This is a genomic window from Streptomyces sp. NPDC005799 (genome assembly GCF_040630525.1).
Classification (GTDB): Bacteria; Actinomycetota; Actinomycetes; order Streptomycetales; family Streptomycetaceae; genus Streptomyces; species Streptomyces griseorubiginosus_B.
In genome coordinates this window covers 52,674-71,945 of the sequence record NZ_JBEXXQ010000009.1, presented here as the reverse complement: position 1 = coordinate 71,945, position 19,272 = coordinate 52,674, and the positions used below count along the sequence as shown (strand labels likewise).

Genomic DNA, 19,272 nt, shown 5'->3' with positions numbered 1-19,272 from the left:
TCAGGCCACCCCCCGCGCGTGCTCGACCACCGGGGCGCCCTTGACCGGGAGCACCACGCCGATCAGGTCGACTCGGACGCCTCCCGGCGGTGCTCCCCCGTGTGTCTGGATCCACCTCTCGGCGAGATCCCGCAGCCGCCGCGCCTTCTCCGGCGTGATCGCCGCCATCGGGTGCTCGAAGCGGCCGTCCCTGCGGGTCTTCACCTCGCAGACGACCAGGACGTCCCCGTCCCGGGCCACGATGTCGATCTCCCCGGTCCTGCCACTGCGCCAGTTGCGCTCCAGGACCGTCATACCGGCGTCCGTCAGCCGCCGCGCGGCCAGATCCTCGCCGTACCTGCCGAGTGCACTGCGTGCGTTCATGTCGGCACCACCTCCGGCGCCAACCGTCACGCACCTCACCAAGAGAAGTGGATCTTGGTGGACAACTCACCGGCTGTGGATAACTTCGTCACCCGCCCGGCAGCTCCAGGTCGCTCTTGTTCAGCTCCTCGATGTTCACGTCCTTGAACGTGAGAACGCGGACCTGCTTCACGAAACGCGCCGGGCGGTACATGTCCCACACCCACGCGTCCGCCATCGACACCTCGAAGAACACCTCGCCCTGGACCGAGTGCACCTGCATCTCGTAGTCGTTGGTGAGGTAGAAGCGCCGCTCGGTCTCGATCACGTATTTGAACAGACCGACGACATCGCGGTACTCCCGGTAGAGCTTCAGCTCCATCTCGGTCTCGTACTTCTCGAGGTCCTCGGCGCTCATGGCAGCTTCCCCTTCAGCCGTGCGGTCCCACCATTGTGCGCCAGTCCCGTAACCCCCTAGACGATTTCCTTGTCAAGGGTCACGGGCCCGGCCGGGGGCCCTTCGTCGAGCAGCCGGCGCAGCAGCTCGGCGAGTCTGGTCGGATACACCGTCTCATGTGCCCGGGCAAGTTCCGCACACGTCCACCAGCGCGCTCCGGCGACGCTGCGCCGCTCCAGCTCGGTGAGGCCCCTGGCCTCGGTGGCCGTCTGGGTCGTACGGGCCAGGTAGTACCACTCGTCCTGGTCCCAGCGTCGCCCCGCGAAGGGGAAGGAGCACGTCCGCCGCCACAGCACCGGACCGAGTTCGACCTCGGTGATGCCGGTCTCCTCGGCGAGTTCCCTCAGTGCGGCCTGTTCACGACTCTCGTCGCCCTCCAAGCCCCCGCCCGGCGTGAACCACCAGTCGTCGGCGGGATCGTCCGGTTCGTGGCCGTGCAGGAGCAGGATGCGGTCCTCGGGGTCGAGCAGGACGACCCGGGCCACCTTGCGCAGGCCGCCCGCGCGGGAGTCCTCGTACGCGCCCGTCGCCTCAGCGGGCACCCACGGGCTCCGTCCTGGTGCGGGAGCGCCTGCCGCCCAGACGCTTGGCGATCGGGCCGTACGCCCCGCCGCCGAGGACGAGGACGGCACCGACCACGATCAGGGTGACGATCACGCGCAGCGGGCCCGGCGTCGACAGCGCGCCCAGCGTCCCGAAGCCCGTGGGACGGGCCAGCATGCCCTTCATGGGCCACACGACGGCGTCCACCCGGGCCGTGACCGCGGACTCGGCCACCGTGCCCTGGGCCGCGTCGGTGAGGTGGGCGGAGGAGTCCAGGGAGCCCTGGCGCTCGTCGCCGAGCAGGAACAGCCGGCCCTTGGGGACCTTGACGGTCGGGATGGTCTTGTCCTCGACCGCGCCGCCCTTGAGGTAGCCCTCGTCGATCTGCTTGCCGTTGACGGTCAGCTTGCCGTCGGTGCAGCAGGCGACGGTGTCCCCGCCGACCGCGACCACGCGCTTGACCACGGGCGCGTTGGTGACCCAGGTCTTGTCCGTGAAGACGACGACGTCGCCCCGGTGCACCTCACTGCCGTCGACGCGCTGGGCCAGCACCCGGTCACCGGCGTCGATCGTCGGCGTCATCGAGGTCGTCGGCACGGTGTAGGGCCGGTAGACCAGCGCCCCCCAGCCGAATCCACCGAGGAACAGCACGATGCCCAGGGCGACCGCGATGCCGGACAGGCGCTGTCCGGTCTTGGTGCCCACCGGGCTCGTGCTCTTGCCGCCGCCGCGCGGGGCCGTACGTGTCGTGCTCTCGCCACCCATGGACCCGCACCCTACCCGGCGGTACCTGAACGGGTCAGCCCCTCATGGCCGCTCGGGGTCACAGCTGCACCAGGGTTTCACCAAGGCGGGGTGCGGGGCCCGGTTCAGCGGGTCTCGGCGGGCGCGATCCTCCTGCGCCGCCACAGCACCACCGGTACCGCGCCGGCGAGCGCGAGGACGTTCGGGGCGACGGTCAGGGCGGCGGACGCCGAGGACTTGTCGTTGATGCCGGGCTGCTCGAAGGTGTCCGGGATGGGCAGGGTGCTCCAGCGGTTGATCGGCCAGGCGATGACGATGGCGCGGCCCACGACCTTGTCCACCGGGACCATGCCGTTGTGCTTGTCGCTCTGGTTGTAGCGGGAGTCGCGGGAGTTCTGGCGGTGGTCGCCCATCACCCAGATGTAGCCCTTGGGGACCTTCACCGTGAACTGGCCGCCCTGGTCGTCGACGCTGCACGGGGTGTTGCCCGGGTAGACGATCGAGGTGTCGTTCAGTGCCTTGCCGTTGACCTTCAGGGGGCCGCTGCCCTTGCAGGAGACCGTGTCGCCGCCGACGCCGATGACGCGCTTGATCAGGTCCTTCTCCTCGGCGGACGGCATCAGGCCGATCCAGCTGAGGACCTTCTGCAGCGCGTTCGGGTTGGCCGTCGGCTCGCCGGCCAGCCAGTTGTCCGGGTCGTGGAAGACCACCACCTCTCCACGCTCGGGCTTCGAGCCGAACCAGGGGGTGAGCTTGTCCACCAGGACGCGGTCACCCTGCTGGAGGGTGTTCTGCATCGAGTCCGAGGGAATCGAGAACGCCTGCACGAGGAAGGTCTTGATCAGCAGCGCGAGGACGAGCGCGATGACGATCAGGATGGGCAGCTCCTTCCAGAAGGAGCGTTGCTTCTTCGCCGTGGGCGTCGAGTCACCCGGGCCCTGGTCGTCCGTCCTGGTCGGTTCGCCGGGCGCCGCGGACTCGTCCCGCGCGCCGGAGTCACTCCCGGAGGTCACGGCGCTGTCCGCGGCCGGGACGGCTGATTCCGCGGGGCGCCCGCGGTGCTCCTCGCCGTCGTGTCCGGACCGTGCGCCAACCGCCACATCCCCCACGCCAACTCCTTACTCTGTGCCGCCGCCTGAGCCGTACCCGGCGCAGGCCCACCACTCCCATAACGAGCGGGAGTTCCGCAGGGCTCGGGAGCTGGATCGCTGTCTTCGGATCGTCGGGTGCAACCCTATGCGACAGCTCGGGGGACGCGGTCGTCCCCGACACGGAGTTGGAAACGGAGGAGAAAGTTTTAGGTTCCTTCAAGGACGTCATGTGCCCGAGGGGCCAGGCGATCACCATGGCCCGCCCGACGACGGAGTGCAGGGAGACCGTGCCGCCGTAGTCGGTGTTCATGTGGGCGCGCGAGTCGGCCGAGTTGCCCCGGTGGTCGCCCATCACCCACAGCCGCCCCTGGGGGACGGTGATGTCGAACGGCTGAGTGGAGGGGGCGTTGCCGGGATACAGGTAGTCCGCCTCGGTCAGGGGAACGCCGTTGACGGTCACCCGCCCCTCGGTGTCACAGCATTTGACGTGGTCGCCGCCGACGCCGATGACCCGTTTGATGAGGTCCTTGTCGTTGGCCGAGGGCAGCAGACCGATGAAGGTGAGCCCTTCCTTGATCTGCTTGACGACGACGGGGTCGTTCTTGGTCGTCGTGGTCTGCTCGCCCGCGAGCCAGCCGCCGGGGTCCTTGAACACGACGACGTCCCCGCGCTTGGGCTCGGAGCCGAACCACGGGGTGAACTTGTCGACCAGGACGCGGTCGCCGATCCGGATCGTCTGCTCCATGGAGCCGGACGGGATCACGAACGCCTGGACGAGGAACGTCTTCAGGACCAGCGCTATCAGGACCGCCACACCTACCAGGAGCGGTATCTCCTTGACCGCGCTGCGCCTGCGCTTTCGTTTGACCTTGCGCTGCAGCTTGCGCCGCTCCGCGCGGGTACGGCCGCCACTCGGCGCGGTGCCGGTGGAGGTGCGCCGGGAGCCGGTGGGCAGCAGGTTCTCGGTGCCGAACGTGCCGTAGCCGCCGCTCGCCTCCGGACGGCGCGGTTTGCCGCGGTTACCCATGCGCACCGCCGGCGGCGGGCACGCGCGCGTAGGCGGCGGGGCGGTGCAGGCGGGTCCAGTGGGTGGTGGGCCATACGATCCAGTCGGCGCGGCCGATGACGTCGGAGACCGGGATCATGCCGCCGCCCGGCGAGCCCAGGTGGTCGCGTGAGTCGCTCGAGTCGCTGCGGTGGTCGCCGAGGACGAAGAGGGTGCCGTCGGGCACGACGACGCGGAAGGGCACCGTCGACGGGCTGTCCCCGGGGTACAGGAAAGCCGACTCGTCGACCGACCGGCCGTTCACCTCGATCCTCCCCTCCTTGTCGCAGCAGACAACGCGGTCTCCGCCCACGCCCACGACGCGCTTGATGTAGTCCGCGTCACCGAAATACCCAGTTCCGTCGAACACCACAACATCGCCACGGCGCGGCTCGGCACCGAAACGGTACGCCAACTTATTTACGAGAACGCGGTCCCCGATCCTCAATCCCTGTTCCATGGATCCGCTGGGAATCTGGAATGGTTGAGCCACGAAAGAGTTGAGGAGCAGCAAAAAGACCAGGCAGACCAGCAGGGTCAGGGTGATCCGGCCGCCGGGCAGCCAGTCGGTGATCCGCGCCACCAACGCGAAACGCGACCGTCCCTCCGCAGCCACTGGTTCAGGGCGGGAGGAGCGGTCGCGCTCCGTGTGCTGTGCTTCGGTGTCCATCGGGGCCGAATGCTATCCGGCCCCGCTTTGACCACCGGTAAGCGCTCAGCTCTCGCGCTTCTCCTTGATCTTCGCCGCCTTGCCGCGCAGCTCGCGCAGGTAGTACAGCTTGGCGCGACGCACGTCACCGCGGGTGACGAGCTCGATCTTCTCCACGATCGGGGTGTGCACCGGGAAGGTGCGCTCGACGCCGACGGAGAAGGAGACCTTGCGGACCGTGAAGGTCTCGCGGACACCGGCGCCCTGGCGGCGGATCACAACGCCCTTGAACTGCTGCACACGGGAGCGGTTGCCCTCGATGACGCGGACGTGGACGTTGACGGTGTCACCCGGGCGGAAGGCCGGGATGTCGCTGCGCAGCGACGCGGAGTCGACGGAGTCGAGCAGGTGAGACATTTCGTCTGCTTTCTTCGCTGATGCCACAGGTCATCAACGGGAGCTAGGTGTTCCAGGAAGGATGCTGTCCGTGTCGGGGCGGGCGTCGTGTCCCCCTGTGGCAGGGGCGCACGCCGGACGACGCACAACAGCGCCCTATTCTTCCACGCCCTCCGGCCTGCGCCAAAATCGGCCGTAGGGCTCGCCCTCCGGATCCGGCGCCCAGCCCAGGATGGAGAGCATCTCGCGGTCCTTCTTGTCGAAGACCTTGGGGTCGCAGCGCTCGATCAGGTCGGGCCGGTTGGCCGTCGTACGCCTGAGGGCCTCGTCGCGGCGCCAGCGGGCGATTTTGCCGTGATGGCCGCTGAGCAGCACATCGGGGATGGAACGTCCGCGCCACTCGGGGGGCTTGGTGTAGACGGGGCCCTCCAGAAGGTTGGCCATGGCGCCGGGCGCGAAGGAGTCGTCGCGGTGCGACTCCGCGTTGCCGAGGACGCCGGGCAGCAGCCGGGCCACGGCCTCCGTGATCACCAGTACGGCCGCCTCGCCGCCGGCGAGGACGTAGTCGCCGATCGACACCTCGTACACCGGTACGCGGGTCGCGTACTCGTCGATGACGCGGCGGTCGATGCCCTCGTAGCGCGCGGGCGTGAAGATCAGCCAGGGGCGCTCGGAGAGCTCGACGGCGAGTTCCTGGGTGAAGGGGCGGCCGCTGGGGGTGGGCACGATCAGCGCCGGGGCGTGCGCGCCGGTCTCGTAGCCGTCGGCGAGCACGGTGTCGAGCGCGTCGCCCCAGGGGTCGGTCTTCATGACCATGCCGGGGCCGCCGCCGTACGGGGTGTCGTCGACGGTGTTGTGCCGGTCGTACGTCCACGCGCGCAGGTCGTGCACCTGGACGTCGAGCTGCCCACGCGCGCGTGCCTTGCCGACGAGGGAGACGTTCAGCGGTTCGAGGTACTCGGGAAAGATCGTGACGACGTCCAGGCGCATCGCTTACGACTCTTCCCGCGAGGAGGCGATCTCCGCCTGGTCGTCGATCAGACCGGGCGGCGGCGTGATGACGGCCTTCTGCTCGGCGAGGTCGATCTCGGCGACGATCTCCTCGACGAAGGGGATCATCACCTCGCTGCCGTCCGGGCGCTCGACGATGAAGAGGTCCTGGGACGGCAGGTGCGAGATCTCGGTGATCCGGCCCACCTCCACACCGTCCATGGTGACGACGTCCAGGTCGATGAGCTGGTGGTCGTAGTACTCGTCCTCCTCCTCGGGCAGCTCGTCCGGGTCGACCTCGGCGATCAGGAGCGTGTTGCGCAGGGCCTCGGCGGCGTTGCGGTCGTTCACTCCCTCGAACCGCAACAGGAGCCGCCCGCTGTGGACGCGGCCGGTCTCGATGGTGAGGGGACCCGTGGTGGCCGGGTCGGTGGCCAGGACGGCGCCGGGCGCGAGCCGCAGTTCGGGCTCGTCGGTACGGACCTCGACGGTGACCTCGCCCTTGATGCCGTGGGCACGGCCGATCCGCGCTACTACGAGCTGCACTTCTCAGGATCTCCTGTCATACGACTACGGGCCGGGGACGGCCCAGTGGCCCTCCCCGGCCCGAGCCGGTGCTGCGTTTTCGGCGTCAGCGGACGTGGTCGACGTCGACGAGGTCGACGCGGACACCGCGGCCGCCGATGGCGCCCACGACGGTACGCAGAGCGCGTGCGGTGCGGCCGTTGCGGCCGATCACCTTGCCGAGGTCGTCGGGGTGGACCCGGACCTCGAGGACGCGTCCGCGGCGCAGGTTGCGGGATGCGACCTGCACATCGTCGGGGTTGTCGACGATGCCCTTCACGAGGTGCTCGAGAGCCTCCTCGAGCATGCTCAGGCCTCGGCCGACTCGGACTCGGCGGCAGCCTCGTCCTTCTTCTCCGCCTTCTTCTTCTGGGTGATCGCCTCACCCTTGCCCTCGTCGTCGCCACCCAGGGCCTCGAACGACGGGCGCGCCTTCTTCGGCTCGGCGACGAGCAGCGGAGCCGGGGCGGGCTCGCCCTTGAACTTCTGCCAGTCGCCGGTCTTCTTCAGGATGGCGAGGACGGGCTCGGTCGGCTGCGCGCCGACACCCAGCCAGTACGCCACGCGCTCGGCGTCCACCTCGATGACCGACGGGTTGTAGACCGGGTGGTACTTGCCGATCTCCTCGATCGCACGGCCGTCGCGACGGGTGCGGGAGTCGGCGACGACGATGCGGTAGTGAGGCGAACGGATCTTGCCCAGACGCTTCAGCTTGATCTTGACTGCCACGGGAGTGGGTTCTCCTGGATTTGACGTGGTTGGGCACGGCGAGAATGCCGCGTGGGGTTGCGGTACCCGAGTGCCCGATGGACGCGTCAGCCGGAGGAGAGAGGGGTCCTGTGCGGCTGTCGAGTACAGCTAGCCATTGTGCCACACCCGGCGGGTCGCTCACGCCGGGTGGTCCGGGGCATGCCTGAGAGGCACCCGGCTCTCCGGGTGCCCACAGGCTGCACACGTCCGCCACGGCATCGCGGGTGCGGCTGCCACGAGCAGCCGCGTCCTCATGCCGCGCCGACGACCTCCGGAATCCGGAACGGCTTGCCGCAGCCGCCGCAGACGATGGGGGCCTGGGCCAGGACGGACGGGACGACCCGGACGTTGCGCCCGCAGTCGCACACGGCCTTCACGCGCACCCCGCCGCCGGAGGAACCGTGCCGGGCGGCCGGTCCCCGGAAGCTCTTCGGGGTGTCCGCGGAGGTCGCCGCCGTGTGTGCCTTCAGGGCGCGCTGGAGGCGCTCCATCGTCGGGCGGTAACGGCGCTTGGCCTCGGGGTTGAGCGTGACCAGCGAGAAGCCGCTGCTGGGATGCGGTTCCTCGGGGTGGTCCAGGCCCAGCTCCTCGGCGATCGCGAGGAATCTGCGGTTGTGGTACCGGCCGGCACGGGACGTGTCGCGCACGCCGCGCGCTGCGGCGATGCCGTGGACTGCCTCATGGAGCAGTCGCTCGAAGGAGAGCTCGTGCCCGCACGCGGACGACGACTCTCCGATCAGGGATTCTGGCGCGGCGAGGTCGGGCAGCTCGGGGTGGTACCGCTGAATGTCGGCCCACGCCTGTGCCAGCTCGGCGGCGAGAACAGGTGGTGTCTGTGTCGTGCTCACGTAATGACAACGAGCGGGGGTGCCGCTGTGTTCCTATTCCGGGGCATCCCAAATAATTTGCACGTACCCGTCAGTTGCCGCTGATGAGTGGAGACGAGGGCGGGTGCGCTGATCTGCGGAGAAACCTCACAGCTCCTCCCAAGGTGGTACGTAGCCAGACCTACGCACCGGCGCGTAGCCGTCGTCCGCGCGCCGGTGCGGCTGTGCTCCGCGGATGCGCAAGGGGCGTTTCGGCCGCTCTCGCCGCGGAAGGGCGCTGTATCAGTAAGCGCGCGCGACGAGGGCGACGTTACCGGGTGCGTCCTCGGACTCCGGCACCGACCCGTCGGCGCCGACCAGACACCGTACGGTCACCGCGTGCTCGGCCAGCCTGGCCTCGCCCTCCGCGCCGAGATGCGCCCACGGGACGCGCGCCCAGCCGCCGGCCACGGCCGCCTCGACGGCCTCCTCGACCGTCGACACGTCGGCCGTGCGCGACTCACGCCGCGCGCGGGACTGCTCCAGCAGCAGCGCCTGGTCCTCCTCCAGGACGGACGGCAGCAGTCGTACGAGGGAGTCGATCGCCACCGGCTCCTTGCCTCCCGGGATCCGCCGGGCGAGCATCGCCGTGCCGTTCTCCAGGTCACGGGGGCCGACCTCGATCCGTACCGGCACGCCCTTGAGCTCCCAGTCGACGGCCCGGCGACCGAAGGGGATGTCGGCGCGGTCGTCGACATGGACGCGGACACCTGCGGCCGCCAGCAGATCCCCGATCTCGCGGACCTTGGCCAGAACCGTCTCGTCGCCCTTGATCGCGAGGACGACGACCTGGATCTGCGCCAGCCGCGGCGGGACGCGCAGGCCGTTGTCATCGCCGTGAGTCATCACCAGGGCGCCGATCATCCGGGTGGTGGAGCCCCAGGAGGTCTGCCAGACGAGTTCCTGGCTGCCTTCCTTCGACAGGTACCGGGTGTTGAAGGCCTTGGCGAAGTTCTGGCCCAGCTCGTGACTGGTGACCATCTGGAGGGCCTTGCCGTCGCCCATCATGCTTTCGAGGGTCAGGGTGTTGATGGCACCCGCGAAGCGCTCCTTGACCGTCTTGCGACCGGAGACGAAGTCCATAGCGAGGACGTCCCGCAGGAAATCCCCGTAGACGTGCCGCTGAATACGGGCGGCGAAGTCGCGTGCCTCCTCGTAGGTGGCGTGCGCGGTGTGGCCCTCCTGCCACAGGAACTCGGTCGTACGGAGGAAGAGGCGGGGCCGCAACTCCCAACGCACCACGTTCGCCCACTGATTGATCAGCAACGGCAGATCGCGGTAGCTCTGCACCCACTTCGAGAAGTACTCGTTGATGATCGTCTCGGAGGTGGGCCGGACGACCGCCGGCTCCTCCAGTTCCTTGCCGCCGGCGTGGGTGACCACGGCCAGCTCCGGTGCGAAGCCCTCGACATGGTCCGCCTCGCGGGTGAGGTACGACTGCGGGATCAGCAGCGGGAAGTACGCGTTCTGCGTGCCCGTTGCCTTGATCCGGGCGTCCATCTCGGCCTGCATCCGCTCCCAGAGCCCGTACCCGTACGGTCGGATGACCATGGTGCCGCGCACCGGTCCGTTGTCCGCCAGTTCGGCTTTGTTGATCAGGTCCTGGTACCAGCGCGGGAAGTCGTCCGCCCGCGGGGTGAGCACGGATGCCTTTGCCATGCCGGGATATTACGAGGGCACATTGCCGGGATGTGAATTCTTTTCACCGGCGCAGTCAAGCCACAAGCCGGGGACCGTCAACCCCTGGACGAGCGGTCGAGTGCGGAGTTACCTGGCATACGGGGGGAGTGCGAGCGCACGTCACGGGGGCCACGGAAACGGGCACAGCGGCAACTCTCGGCGGATTGGGGCGCTTTACATGACACCTACGCTCGTGCGGCAGCACCTGCCTCATACGGGGACGACACCCCGTGTGGACCTGTGTGCACGCGCGCGTGACTGGTCCGAGATCCAGGAGCGGATGCTGGTTCCGCTCTACGAGGCCGTCTACGAGCGACTGGAGGTGGGCTCCGGCACCCGACTGCTGGGCCTGGGCTGCGGCAGCGGACTCGCCCTGTTGATGGCGGCGTCCAGAGGCGCCGCGGTCACCGGTGTCGACCACCGCTCGCCCGAACGGCTCGCCCTCGCACGGGAGCGGCTGCTCCCGGAGACGGGGGCCACGCGCGCGCGTGGGGACACGCGACTCATCGACGGTTCGCCCGGGGACGTCGGGGCCGCGGGCGACGCGGAGACGCCCGCGTACACCCTGGTGACCGCTTTCGAGCCCATCGGGTGTCTCGCGGGCGACTCGGAGGGGCTCGGCGGGCTGCTACGGGCAGTGACACCGCTCGCCGAGCGCGGGGCGCCCGTGGTGCTCGCCGGCTGGGGTCCGCCGGAACGCTGCGCCACGTCGTCCGTGCTGCGGGTGGCCGCCAGGCTGGCGGATCCGCTGCGCAGCGCGGGCAGTTGGCGCCCCGCCCTTCGCGACGACCTGGAGGAGGTCGCCCAGCGGGCCGGCCTCAAGCCGGACGGCTCGGGCCGGGTCTCCTGCCCCTTCGGCTACGCGGGCGTCGGCAGCGCGCTGCGGGGGCTGCTCTCCACCGGCCTCTTCGACGCGGCGATCACCGCGACGGACCAGGTCCAGGTCGACAAGGAGCTGACGGAGGCGCTGCACCCGTACCGGCGCGGCGACGGGACGGTATGGATGCCGAACGTCTTCCGCTACCTGATCGCGCGCGTGCCCTAAAGGGACTCCTTGGGCCGGCCGCCAAGTGCCGCCGCGTCCTCGACGTCCTTGGTCGGACGGGTGATGCCCGCGATGCGGTACACGTCCGCCTCCTCCAGGGTCTCCCGCTCCAGCAGGGCCTCGGCGAGGGCGTCGAGTCGGCCGCGGTGTTCGGTGAGCTTGCGGCAGGCCTCGTCGTAGCACTCGTCGACGATGCGGCGCATCTCGCCGTCGATGACATCGAGGGTCTGCGGGGCCGCCGCGAGGCCGTAGGCCTGCTGGGCGTCGTTGGGGAGGGCGGAGAGGCGGCCGACGCGGTCGCTCATGCCCCAGCGGGCGACCATGCCGCGCGCGATGCCGGTGACCTGTTCGAGGTCGTTCTCGGCGCCGGTGGTGATCACCCCGTACACGACCTGTTCCGCCGCCATGCCGCCGAGCGCGCCGATGATCCGGCCGCGCAGGTACTGCTCGGTGTAGGCGTACTTGTCGGACTCCGGCGTCGACAGGGTGACGCCGAGGGCGCGGCCGCGCGGGACGATGGTGATCTTGCGGACGGGGTCGGCGCCCGGCTGGAGCATGCCCAGCAGGGCGTGTCCGCTCTCGTGATACGCCGTCCTGCGCCGCTCCTCGTCGGGCATCACCAGCGGCCGTTCCGCGCCCAGCTGGACCTTCTCCAGCGCCTCCGAGAGGTCGGCCTGGGTGACCTTCTCCTGCTTGCGCTTGACGGCGAGGAGGGCGGCCTCGTTGGCGAGGTTGGCGAGTTCGGCGCCGGTCATGCCCGGGGTGGTCCGGGCGACCTGGGCGAGGTCGACGTCCTTCGCGAGCGGGATCTGGCGGGTGTGGATCTCCAGGATGGCCTGGCGGCCGCCGCGGTCCGGGGGCGAGACCATGACCACCCGGTCGAAGCGGCCGGGGCGGGTCAGGGCCGGGTCGAGGACGTCTGCGCGGTTGGTGGCCGCGATGACGATGACGCCCTCCGAGCCGGAGAAGCCGTCCATCTCGGTGAGGATCTGGTTCAGCGTCTGCTCGCGCTCGTCGTGACCGCCCATTCCGGAACCGCCGCCGCGGGCCCGGCCGATGGTGTCGATCTCGTCGATGAAGATGATCGACGGGGCCACCTTGCGGGCCTCCGCGAACAGTTCACGCACGCGTGAGGCGCCCACACCGACGATCATCTCGATGAACTCGGAGGCGGACGCCGAGAAGAACGGCACCCCCGCCTCGCCGGCGACCGCCCGCGCGAGCAGCGTCTTGCCGGTGCCGGGAGGGCCCGCGAGCAGCACGCCCTTGGGCATCTTCGCGCCCATCCTGCGGTAGGCGTCGGGGTTCTTCAGGAAGTCCACGACGTCGTTGAGCTCACCCTCGACCTCGTCGATGCCGGCGACGTCCTCGAACGTGGTGCGCTGCTGCCCAGGTTCCAGCTCCACCGGCTTGGGCGGCGCCTTGCGGCCGAGCATGCCGCCCGCGCCGCCGAGCCCCGAGCTCATCCTGCGTGCGATGAACACCCACACCGCGATCAGCAGCAGCATCGGCGCCAGCGAGATCAGCAGGTTGGACAGGAAGCTGCGGTGCTGGACGACCGGCTCCGCGGTGACCGTGACGTCGTGCTTGGTCAGGTCCTCCCAGACCTTGTCGTCCGCGAAGGTGGGCCGCTCGGTGTTGAACTTGGTGTACTTGCCCTCGCCCTGGGGGTTGTCCCGGGCCTTCTTGAGCTGGCCCTGGATGGCGTTGCCCTTGGCGTAGATCTTGCTGACGTTGCCCGCGTCGACCTGCTTGCTGAACTCGGTGTAGGAGATCGTCGGCTCGTCGCCCTCGTTGAAGAACGACAGCAGCACGTTGGCGAGCAGGTACACGACCAGCGCCGTGAGGATCAGGCTCCACCAGCCGCCGCGCATCCTCCGGCCGCCGGGGGACGGCTTCTGCGGCTCCTCGGGCGTGCCCTCCGTACGCCAGGGCTGGTCGGGCGACTTGCGCGGCGGCGCGGGGTTGGTCATAGCCGGACGTTACGACAACGACCAACCCCGGGCATGCGCTGCCGGTGAAATCGACCCATGAACTTAACGAGCGGCCCGTGAACTCTCGTGGAGTTCAGCTCATGAACCTCTCGATCAGCCCATCAATTTCTCGATCGGCCCATCACCTTGTCGATCAGCCCATGAACTTCTTGAACTCGTCCGGCAGCTCGAAGTCCTGGCCGCCCTGCTGACCCGGCAGCCCGAAGGCACCGCCCGGCACGGCACCGCCCTGGGCGGCGGCCCGGCGTGCGGCCTCCTCCTGCTCCTGCTGCTTGCGCTTCATCGGGTTGCCCGAGCGCTGCTTGCCCTTGGCCTTCTTCGGCTGCTTCCGGCTGCGGCCGGGACCGCCGCCCATGCCGGGGATCCCCGGCATCCCGGGCATGCCGCCGCCCTGGGCCATGCGGGACATCATCTTGCGGGCCTCGAAGAACCGCTCGACGAGGTTCTTGACGGCGCTGACCTCGACGCCGGAACCCTTGGCGATACGCGCGCGGCGGGAGCCGTTGATGATCGTCGGGTCCTGGCGCTCACCCGGGGTCATCGACTTGATGATGGCGGCCGTACGGTCGACGTCCCGTTCGTCGATGTTGTTGATCTGTTCCTTGATCTGGCCCATGCCGGGCATCATGCCGAGCAGCTTGCTGATGCTGCCCATCTTCCTGACCTGCTCCATCTGGGACAGGAAGTCGTCGAGGGTGAAGTCCTGGCCCTTCTTGGAGGCGAGCTTGGAGGCCATCTTCGCGGCCTCTTCCTCGCTGAACTCCTTCTGCGCCTTCTCGAACAGGGTGGCGAGGTCACCCATGTCGAGGATGCGGGAGGCCATCCGGTCCGGGTGGAAGACGTCGAAGTCGTCCAGCTTCTCGCCGTTGGAGGCGAACATGATCGGCTTGCCGGTGACCGAGGCGATCGACAGGGCCGCACCACCGCGGGCGTCACCGTCGAGCTTGGAGAGGACCACGCCGTCGAAGCCGACGCCGTCGCGGAAGGCCTCCGCCGTGTTGACGGCGTCCTGACCGATCATCGCGTCGACGACGAAGAGGATCTCGTCCGGCGAGACCGCGTCCCGGATGTCCGCGGCCTGCTGCATCATCTCCTGGTCGATGCCGAGGCGGCCGGCGGTGTCGACGATGACGATGTCGTGGAGCTTGGTCCTGGCGTGCTGAACGGAGTCCCTGGCGACCTTGACCGGATCCCCCACGCCGTTGCCCGGCTCCGGAGCGAAGACGGCGACGCCCGCGCGCTCGGCGACGACGCTGAGCTGGTTGACCGCGTTCGGGCGCTGGAGGTCTGCGGCGACCAGGAGCGGCGAGTGGCCCTCTTCCTTGAGGTGCTTGGCGAGCTTGCCCGCGAGGGTGGTCTTACCGGCACCCTGCAGACCCGCGAGCATGATCACGGTCGGGGGCTGCTTGGCGAAGCGCAGCCGGCGGGTCTGGCCGCCCAGGACGGTGACCAGCTCGTCGTTGACGATGTCCAGCACCCGCTGGGCGGGGTACTGCGTACCGGAGACCTCGGGGCCGAGGGCGCGTTCCTTGACGTTCTTGATGAACGCCCGGACGACCGGCAGGGCCACGTCCGCCTCGAGCAGCGCGATACGGATCTCGCGCGCGGTGGCGTCGATGTCCGCCTCGCTCAGACGCCCCTTGCCGCGCAGATTCTTGAAGGTCGCTGAAAGGCGATCGGAGAGAGTGTCGAACACGGCGGCGTCGGTCCTCGGAGTCGGGGTCAGTGTGAGCGTCTTCCAGGGTATCCGGACCGGCAGGACAATCGCCCCCGCCCGGTACCTTCGAGGTCACCCCCGCAGCGTCTCCTCCAGTTTTCGGGCCACCGAGGCAGCTTCCTCGGTGGGCAGGGGCGTGCCCTCGGGGGCGGTGACGTAGAAGGCGTCCACGGCGTTGGCGCCCAGGGTCGACACATGCATGCTGCGCACCCGTACCTTCGCGTCGTCCAGCGCCCGTCCGATCCGGTGCAGCAGTCCTGGGGCGTCCTGGGCGCGCACCTCGATCACCGTGGCGTGCCGGGACGCGGCCGGGGCGACCGTCACCCGGGGCGGCGGGGCCACGACTCCTCGGCGGCGCGGATAGGCGGCGTCCCGCTCGGCCAGGCGTCCCGCGATGTCCAGGGAGCCGTCCAGGGCCCGGACGAGGTCCGCCCGCAGCCGCGCGGCCTGCGGCAGGGAGCCGTACTCGGCGGCCACCCGCCAGTCCAGCAGCAGCACCGAGCCCTCGACGCCGTCCGGCAGCTCCAGGGTCCGCAGTCCCGCCGTGCGCACGGTCAGCCGGTGCACGGCGAGGACGCCGGCGACCGCGGGCAGCACGCCCGGCTGGTCCGGCACGGCGATCAGCAGCTCCACGCCGAGCGGTTCGGGGTCCCCGGTGGGCTGGTCCTCGGCCGGCGGCTCGGTCTGCGCACGCAGGGACAGCACGGGAGAGCCCGTGGCGACCGCCTCGATGGCGAGCCGTTCCTGCTCGGCGGTGGGCGCGGCGGCCTCGGGCTCGTCGGGGACGTCCCCGGCGAGGACCGCGGAGACCCGCTTCACGAGCTCGGCGACGAGCGAGGCGCGCCAGGACGACCAGGCGGCCGGGCCGGTGGCCAGCGCGTCCGCCTCGGTCAGCGCGTGCAGCAGCTCCAGCGTCCCCTGCGAGCCGACCGCGTCGGCGACCGACCGTACGGTGGCCGGGTCCTCCAGGTCACGCCGGGTGGCGGTGTCGACGAGCAGCAGATGGTGCCGTACCAGGGTCGCGAGCACGGCGACCTCGTCTCGGTCGAAGCCGATCCGCGCCGCCACGTCGCGCGCGATGATCTCGCCGGCCACCGAGTGGTCGCCGGGCCAGCCCTTGCCGATGTCGTGCAGCAGCGCGGCGACCAGGAGAAGGTCGGGGCGGTGGACGCGGCGGGTGAAGTCGGAGGCGCGCACGGCCGTTTCGATGAGGTGCCGGTCGACGGTCCAGATGTGCACGGCGTTGCGCTGCGGCCGGCAGCGCACCCGCTCCCAGTCCGGCAGCAGCCGGGTGATCAGCCCCTCCGCCTCCAGGGCCTCCCAGACGTCGATCGTCGGATGACCGGAGCCGAGCAGGGTCACCAGCTGCTCGCGCGCCTCGGCGGGCCAGGGCGCGGGCAGGGGGCGCGCGATGGCCGCCATGCGCCGCACGGCGTGCAAGGAGAGCGGGAGTCCGGCCTGTGCGGCGGCGGCCGCGGCGCGCAGCGGCAGGACGGGATCGCGCTCGGGGCGCGCTGCACGGGCGAGCACCACCTCGCCGTCCTGCTCCACCACGCCCTCGGCCAGCGGGGAGCGCTCGGGGACCGGTTTGCCGCCGCCCAGCATGGCGCGCAGCCGCGGCCGCACGGCGCGCGATCTGAGCACGCGCCCCACCTCGCGCCAGGTGACGTCACTGGCGTACGAGATCACGCGTGCCGCCTCGTAGACCTGGCGCAGCAGCGTGTCCGCGTCGAGCAGGCCGAGTTCGGCGGCGACCTGGTCCTGCTCCTGGAGCGCGAGCCGGTCCGTCGCGCGCCCCGTCGTGAGGTGGAGCGCGTCACGGACGTCCAGGAGCCGGCGCCGGGCGTCGTCGAGGCCCTCGCGCGGGGCGTCGGCCAGCCAGGAGGCGGCGACGGCGCGCAGGGTGGTGGCGTCGCGCAGCCCGCCGCGCGCCTCCTTCAGATCCGGTTCCAGCAGGTACTGCAGCTCGCCCTGGCGTTCGGCCCGCTCGGCACACAGTTCCTGCAGTTCGGGCAGGCGCTTGGGTGCCTGGTTGCGCCAGTCGGCGAGGACGGCGGTGCGCAGACCGGCGGTGAGACCGAGGTCGCCGGCGATGTGACGGGCGTCGAGGAGACCGAGTTGGACTTTCAAATCCTCCCCGGCGGTCCTGCGGGCCTCCCCCGGCGTGCGCACCGAGTGGTCCAGGGAGAGACCGAGGTCCCAGACGGGGTACCAGAGGCGGTCGGCGAGCGCGGCGACCGCCTTGCTTTCGCTGCCGTCATGGAGGAGCAGCAGGTCCAGGTCGCTGCGCGGGGACAGCTCGCCGCGTCCGTAGCCGCCGACGGCGACCAGGGAGACCCCGCGCAGCCCCTCGGCTCCGGCGGCGAAGAGTCCCGTCAGCCAGTCGTCCGTCAGCGCGGACAGGGCCGAACGGCGCGGCGGCCCGGACCGCTCCCCCTCGGTGAGGAGGTGCAGCCGGGCCGCCGCGTAGCCGCTGGGTCCCGAGTCTTCTGCTTCGTTGTGCACGTCCGTACTCGACACCCAGGAGCTCCTGTTCTTTTTTCTGTCAGAGCGCGTCGGGGCCGCGCTCGCCGGTCCGCACCCGGACCGCCGTCTCGACCGGGATCGACCAGACCTTGCCGTCACCGATCTTGCCGGTGCGGGCCGCCTTGACAACGACCTCGATCAGCTGCTCGGCGTCGTCGTCCTCGGCCAGCACCTCGATACGGATCTTGGGCACCAGGTCGACGGTGTACTCGGCACCGCGGTAGACCTCGGTGTGGCCCCGCTGACGACCGTAACCGCTCGCCTCGGTGACCGTCAGGCCGTGGACGCCGAACGCCTGGAGGGCTTCCTTGATCTCGTCGAGCCGGTGCGGCTTGACGACGGCGGTGATGAGCTTCATGCGTCCACCTTCTTGCTCTCCGTGGCGGCCAGGACCGAGGCGGCGGATCCGGCGATGCCACCGCCCGCGCCGCTGAAGTCGTATGCGGTCTCGGCGTGCTCGGCCTGGTCGATACCACCGACCTCCTCGTCCTCGGTGACCCGCATTCCGATGGTCTTGTCGAGGAGGAAGGCGAGGACCGCGGAGGCGATCAGGGAGTAGGCGAGGACCGCGCCGACACCGGCGAACTGCTTCCACAGCTGGGTGAAGGAGTGGTCGCCGTAGAAGACGCCGGTCGCGGCGGACTGGCCCTTGCCGGTGGCGAAGAAGCCGATGAGCAGGGAGCCGATGATGCCGCCGACCATGTGGACGCCGACCACGTCGAGGGAGTCGTCGTAGCCGAACTTGAACTTCAGGCCGACCGCGGCGGCGCAGGCGACACCGGCGATGGCACCGACGGCGATCGCGCCGATCGGGGAGACCGCGCCACCGGACGGGGTGATCGCGACCAGACCCGCGACCGCGCCGGAGGCGGCGCCCAGCGTGGTGAACGCGCCGTGGCGGATCTTCTCGTAGGCGAGCCAGGCGAGCATGGCGGCGGCGGTGGCGACCTGCGTGTTGACGAACATCAGCGCGCCGACGCCGTCGTCGTTGCCGAGCCAGGAGCCCGCGTTGAAGCCGAACCAGCCGAACCACAGCAGACCGGCACCGAGCATCACCAGCGGGAGGCTGTGCGGGCGCATCGGGTCCTTCTTGAAGCCGACGCGCTTGCCGATGACCAGGATGACGCCGAGGGCGCCGGCACCGGCGTTGATGTGGACCGCGGTACCACCGGCGAAGTCGATCACACCGAGCTTGAAGGCCCAGCCGTCGGCGCCCCACACCCAGTGGGCGACCGGGACGTAGACGACCGTCAGCCACAGGGCGACGAACAGCGACCAGGCGGAGAACTTGACACGGTCCGCGAGGGCGCCGCTTATCAGGGCCGGCGTGATGATCGCGAACATCATCTGGAAGACCATGAACACGAAGATCGGGATGGTGTAGCCGGGCCAGAGCTCGGTGAGGCCGACCTTGTGGAGTCCGAACCAGTCGGTGTCCCAGCCGATCAGGCTGTTGTTCGTGCCGAAGGCGAGGGAGAAACCGTAGAGCACCCACAGAATGGTGACGATGCCGATACTGATGAAGCTCATCATCAGCATGTTCAGGGTGCTCTTGACCCGGACCATGCCTCCGTAGAAGAAGGCGAGCCCGGGGGTCATGATCAGCACCAGGGCGGATGCGATCAGCATGAAGCCTGTGTTGGCGGATGACAGCTTGGGTGCCTCCGCGGCAAGCGTGATGGCGGCTGATGCCATCGGCGTCTCCTCGTCGGTTGTACGGCCCCGTGCGGGTCGGAGCGTGTGAGCGGTCCGGTCAAGAGGGGTGGGCCGGTTATGCGCCATGAGATTGGCGCAGCGCGGTTTCGGTCGAAGCCCCTGGTTGTTTCACCGGAGTGACGAAGACGCCCTGCGTGTTACGCGTCGATGAACTGCC

General features: G+C 69.8%; 20 protein-coding genes. 1 reads left to right on the top strand and 19 read right to left on the bottom strand.

Annotation, left to right across the window (positions count from 1 at the left end; all coding sequences use genetic code 11):
• From ABZ453_RS11295 to proS, 14 genes are all read right to left on the bottom strand, one after another.
• Positions 1 to 363 (bottom strand): YraN family protein, encoded by a 363-nt coding sequence (locus ABZ453_RS11295; protein WP_359013870.1) that lies wholly within the window; start codon positions 361 to 363, stop codon positions 1 to 3.
• Between the two features lie 88 nt (positions 364 to 451).
• Positions 452 to 760, bottom strand: coding sequence for a DUF2469 domain-containing protein (locus tag ABZ453_RS11290; RefSeq protein ID WP_003965949.1), 309 nt, complete (start codon positions 758 to 760; stop codon positions 452 to 454).
• A 56-nt stretch (positions 761 to 816) separates the two neighbouring features.
• Positions 817 to 1,341 (bottom strand): NUDIX hydrolase, encoded by a 525-nt coding sequence (locus ABZ453_RS11285; protein WP_359013868.1) that lies wholly within the window; start codon positions 1,339 to 1,341, stop codon positions 817 to 819.
• A complete protein-coding gene (gene lepB, locus ABZ453_RS11280) occupies positions 1,331 to 2,107 on the bottom strand; it encodes a signal peptidase I (protein WP_359013866.1) in 777 nt (258 codons plus the stop codon). The genes ABZ453_RS11285 and lepB (ABZ453_RS11280) overlap by 11 nt, the downstream gene beginning before the upstream one ends.
• 104 nt (positions 2,108 to 2,211) lie before the next feature.
• Positions 2,212 to 3,195, bottom strand: a complete 984-nt coding sequence (gene lepB, locus ABZ453_RS11275) for a signal peptidase I (RefSeq protein WP_359013864.1) — start codon at positions 3,193 to 3,195, stop codon at positions 2,212 to 2,214.
• Entirely contained in the window at positions 3,083 to 4,204 is a 1,122-nt protein-coding gene (lepB, locus tag ABZ453_RS11270; protein ID WP_359013862.1) for a signal peptidase I, read from the bottom strand. The genes lepB (ABZ453_RS11275) and lepB (ABZ453_RS11270) overlap by 113 nt, the downstream gene beginning before the upstream one ends.
• On the bottom strand, positions 4,197 to 4,892 hold the full coding sequence (lepB, locus tag ABZ453_RS11265; protein ID WP_359013860.1) for a signal peptidase I: 696 nt from the start codon (positions 4,890 to 4,892) through the stop codon (positions 4,197 to 4,199). Before lepB (ABZ453_RS11265) ends, lepB (ABZ453_RS11270) begins: the two co-directional genes overlap by 8 nt.
• 45 nt (positions 4,893 to 4,937) lie before the next feature.
• Positions 4,938 to 5,288 carry a 50S ribosomal protein L19 gene (rplS, locus tag ABZ453_RS11260; protein ID WP_079309735.1) on the bottom strand — a complete coding sequence of 117 codons (351 nt, stop codon included), beginning with the start codon at positions 5,286 to 5,288 and terminating at the stop codon, positions 4,938 to 4,940.
• A gap of 135 nt (positions 5,289 to 5,423) precedes the next feature.
• Positions 5,424 to 6,257: a tRNA (guanosine(37)-N1)-methyltransferase TrmD gene (trmD, locus tag ABZ453_RS11255; RefSeq protein WP_359013857.1), complete on the bottom strand. Its 834-nt coding sequence runs from the start codon at positions 6,255 to 6,257 to the stop codon at positions 5,424 to 5,426.
• Between the two features lie 3 nt (positions 6,258 to 6,260).
• Positions 6,261 to 6,803, bottom strand: coding sequence for a ribosome maturation factor RimM (rimM, locus tag ABZ453_RS11250; RefSeq protein ID WP_359013855.1), 543 nt, complete (start codon positions 6,801 to 6,803; stop codon positions 6,261 to 6,263).
• Positions 6,804 to 6,888: 85 nt separating this feature from the next.
• Positions 6,889 to 7,128 carry an RNA-binding protein gene (locus tag ABZ453_RS11245; protein WP_003973401.1) on the bottom strand — a complete coding sequence of 80 codons (240 nt, stop codon included), beginning with the start codon at positions 7,126 to 7,128 and terminating at the stop codon, positions 6,889 to 6,891.
• 2 nt (positions 7,129 to 7,130) lie between these two features.
• Positions 7,131 to 7,550, bottom strand: a complete 420-nt coding sequence (gene rpsP / locus ABZ453_RS11240) for a 30S ribosomal protein S16 (RefSeq protein WP_359013853.1) — start codon at positions 7,548 to 7,550, stop codon at positions 7,131 to 7,133.
• Positions 7,551 to 7,822: 272 nt separating this feature from the next.
• Complete coding sequence (locus ABZ453_RS11235; RefSeq protein WP_133046790.1) at positions 7,823 to 8,419, bottom strand: hypothetical protein; 597 nt, start codon at positions 8,417 to 8,419, stop codon at positions 7,823 to 7,825.
• A 261-nt stretch (positions 8,420 to 8,680) separates the two neighbouring features.
• Positions 8,681 to 10,096, bottom strand: a complete 1,416-nt coding sequence (gene proS, locus ABZ453_RS11230) for a proline--tRNA ligase (protein ID WP_359013851.1) — start codon at positions 10,094 to 10,096, stop codon at positions 8,681 to 8,683.
• Positions 10,097 to 10,295: 199 nt separating this feature from the next.
• On the opposite strand from proS, the gene ABZ453_RS11225 reads away from it, so the two are divergent.
• Positions 10,296 to 11,162 (top strand): SAM-dependent methyltransferase, encoded by an 867-nt coding sequence (locus ABZ453_RS11225; RefSeq protein ID WP_359013849.1) that lies wholly within the window; start codon positions 10,296 to 10,298, stop codon positions 11,160 to 11,162.
• On the opposite strand, the gene ftsH is transcribed toward ABZ453_RS11225, so the two are convergent.
• From ftsH to ABZ453_RS11200, 5 genes are all read right to left on the bottom strand, one after another.
• A complete protein-coding gene (ftsH, locus tag ABZ453_RS11220) occupies positions 11,159 to 13,135 on the bottom strand; it encodes an ATP-dependent zinc metalloprotease FtsH (protein WP_359013847.1) in 1,977 nt (658 codons plus the stop codon). The two genes, ABZ453_RS11225 and ftsH, sit on opposite strands and share 4 nt — an antisense overlap.
• Before the next feature lie 154 nt (positions 13,136 to 13,289).
• Complete coding sequence (gene ffh / locus ABZ453_RS11215) at positions 13,290 to 14,852, bottom strand: signal recognition particle protein (protein ID WP_359013845.1); 1,563 nt, start codon at positions 14,850 to 14,852, stop codon at positions 13,290 to 13,292.
• A 93-nt stretch (positions 14,853 to 14,945) separates the two neighbouring features.
• Complete coding sequence (locus tag ABZ453_RS11210; RefSeq protein WP_359013843.1) at positions 14,946 to 17,393, bottom strand: [protein-PII] uridylyltransferase; 2,448 nt, start codon at positions 17,391 to 17,393, stop codon at positions 14,946 to 14,948.
• A gap of 25 nt (positions 17,394 to 17,418) precedes the next feature.
• Positions 17,419 to 17,757 carry a P-II family nitrogen regulator gene (locus ABZ453_RS11205; RefSeq protein WP_133046785.1) on the bottom strand — a complete coding sequence of 113 codons (339 nt, stop codon included), beginning with the start codon at positions 17,755 to 17,757 and terminating at the stop codon, positions 17,419 to 17,421.
• Positions 17,754 to 19,094 (bottom strand): ammonium transporter, encoded by a 1,341-nt coding sequence (locus ABZ453_RS11200; protein ID WP_359013841.1) that lies wholly within the window; start codon positions 19,092 to 19,094, stop codon positions 17,754 to 17,756. The genes ABZ453_RS11205 and ABZ453_RS11200 overlap by 4 nt, the downstream gene beginning before the upstream one ends.
• Positions 19,095 to 19,272 lie beyond the last annotated feature (178 nt).